The organism is Algibacter sp., from assembly GCF_049667265.1.
Lineage (GTDB): Bacteria > Bacteroidota > Bacteroidia > Flavobacteriales > Flavobacteriaceae > Algibacter_B.
On the sequence record NZ_JBATHX010000294.1, the window covers coordinates 1 to 2,267 of the forward strand.

At 28.1% G+C, this 2,267-nt stretch carries 3 protein-coding genes; 2 read left to right on the forward strand and 1 reads right to left on the reverse strand.

Going from position 1 to position 2,267, the window contains the following annotated elements; all coding sequences use genetic code 11:
• On the reverse strand, positions 1–197 hold a 197-nt coding region (locus WBN21_RS10785), incomplete at its 3' end, for a hypothetical protein (protein ID WP_424200147.1).
• An 814-nt stretch (positions 198–1,011) separates the two neighbouring features.
• Between WBN21_RS10785 and rpiB the strand changes: the two genes are divergently transcribed.
• Together rpiB and WBN21_RS10795 are read left to right on the forward strand one after the other, a co-directional pair.
• Complete coding sequence (rpiB, locus tag WBN21_RS10790; RefSeq protein ID WP_424200149.1) at positions 1,012–1,446, forward strand: ribose 5-phosphate isomerase B; 435 nt, start codon at positions 1,012–1,014, stop codon at positions 1,444–1,446.
• The coding region (locus WBN21_RS10795) for a cation diffusion facilitator family transporter (protein WP_424200151.1) at positions 1,447–2,267 on the forward strand (821 nt) is incomplete at its 3' end.

Below are 2,267 nucleotides of genomic sequence, written 5' to 3' on the forward strand. Positions count from 1 at the left end.
AATTCTTGTTGAACTGTAAGTTTAGCTAATGTTTTTATAATTTGATTTCTGCTACTAGCATCGTTAACACCTAGTTTGGCAGCAATTTGTTTATAGTTAAAAGTTTGATTTCTTTCTTTTTTTAAAATACTTAAGATTGTATTTGTTAGGTTGGAAATACCTTTACTTTTGGATTTCCCTTTTCTATTTCTTGTCATTTAATTATTGTAATCAATTGAATTTCTAAAGTTAATTGAAATTCGGTTATTATATAGCGTTGTAAGTGGAGAAGTTGCGCTATTTGTTTTTACAAAGTTAGGCTTTTAATATTTAATGGTATTATTTTAATGTTAAATCAAAGTTATCCACATTATATAATACATAATTACTTTTTCTTTAAAATTTAAAAAAATAAATGGTGGTTATTATAGCTTGTTAATAGCGGTATAACTTTATTAAGATTTACTTTGATATATATCTTATAGAATGTTGTTGATACGAAGTGAACAATTTATTTATAGTTAACTCATTAAAGTTGAAGCTATTTAAAAATACTATTAACAATTGTTAGAAACTCATATTAACAACAATTTTTAATAAGTATTTCCTTTTTTATAACTCACAACCATCCTTTCTTGTGCTTATAAATAACCTACAAAATTATGCTAACTTATTTGCAGGTTAATTAAATGATCTGGATTGAAAAATTAACTGGATATTCCTAGAAAAAGTTTTACTAAACTGTGTTTAGATATTAACAAGTAATGAGTAATTAAAAGCTTATTTATTAACAGTTATTTTAATTTTTTTAAAACAGTTATATTAAGGGGTGCCGGAATACTTTCAATTTATTGATATAAAAGGACTTTACCTGCGCTCAGTCTAATATTACATTCAATTATCAAACCTAAAAAAAATGAATAAGTATGCCACTTTTAGTTATTCATACTTATAACTTATTATTAACTTTGAATTTTAATAACCTAATAAAGATTTTCGTGCAGACGGAAATGAAAAACTAGTATTTATATCATGACAATTTCAATAGGAAACGACCACGCAGGCGCAGATTATAAATTTGCTATTAAGGCCTTATTAGAATCAAAAGGAATTACCGTTATTAATCATGGTACAGATACTAATGATAGAGCAGATTATGCCGATTTTGGGCATCCAGTTGCAGTTGATGTTGAAACAAATAAAGCTGAGTATGGTATTTTAATTTGTGGAAGTGCAAATGGTGTGGCCATGACGGCTAATAAACACCAAAAAATACGCGCTGGTTTATGTTGGAATAATGAAATTGTAGAGTTAGTAAGACTGCATAATGATGCCAATATATTATGTATTCCTGCAAGATTTACAGCAATTCCTCAAGCTTTAAAAATGGTAGAAACGTTTTTAAATACCGAATTTGAAGGTGGTCGTCATTTAAATCGTATCAATAAAATTCCTTTATCTTGTTAAATGGGACACCATCATGGTCATAATCACGCGCATGATCATAACGACTTAAAAGGTCGTAACCTTTTCATTTCTATTTTACTAAATATTGTTATTACAGCGGCGCAAGTTGTAGGCGGATTAATATCTGGAAGTTTAGCATTATTAAGTGATGCGTTACATAATTTTAGCGATGTTATTTCGCTTATTATTAGTTATATCGCTAATAATTTATCAAAAAAGAAAGCATCTTTCCATAAAACATTTGGTTATAAACGTGCTGAAATTTTAGCAGCTTTTATTAATGCAGCTACTTTAATTGTAGTGGCTATTTTGTTGATTATTGAGGCTGTAAAACGGTTTCAAAACCCGCAAGAAATTGAATCAAATTTAGTTATCTGGTTATCTATAATTGCCATTTTAGGAAATGGTTTTAGCGTGCTTTTACTAAAAAAAGATGCTGAAGCTAATATGAACATAAAAAGTGCATACCTTCATTTATTTACCGACATGATGGCTAGTGTTGCCGTTTTAATTGGTGGTTTATTAATGAAGTATTATCAATGGTTTTGGGTGGATAGCGTACTAACTTTTATTATTGCTTTGTACTTAATTTGGATGGGTTTCGATTTATTAAAAGATTCCACTAAAGTACTTATGTTGTTTACGCCAGATACCATTCCTATAAAAAAAATTGTTGAAGAAATTAATGCTTTTGATGCTATTAAAAACGTGCATCATGTGCATGTTTGGCAACTTAATGAAGATGAAATTCATTTAGAAGCTCATATTGATTTTGAAAAGGATATCACCTTATCTGAATTTGATATTATTTTGCATAAAAT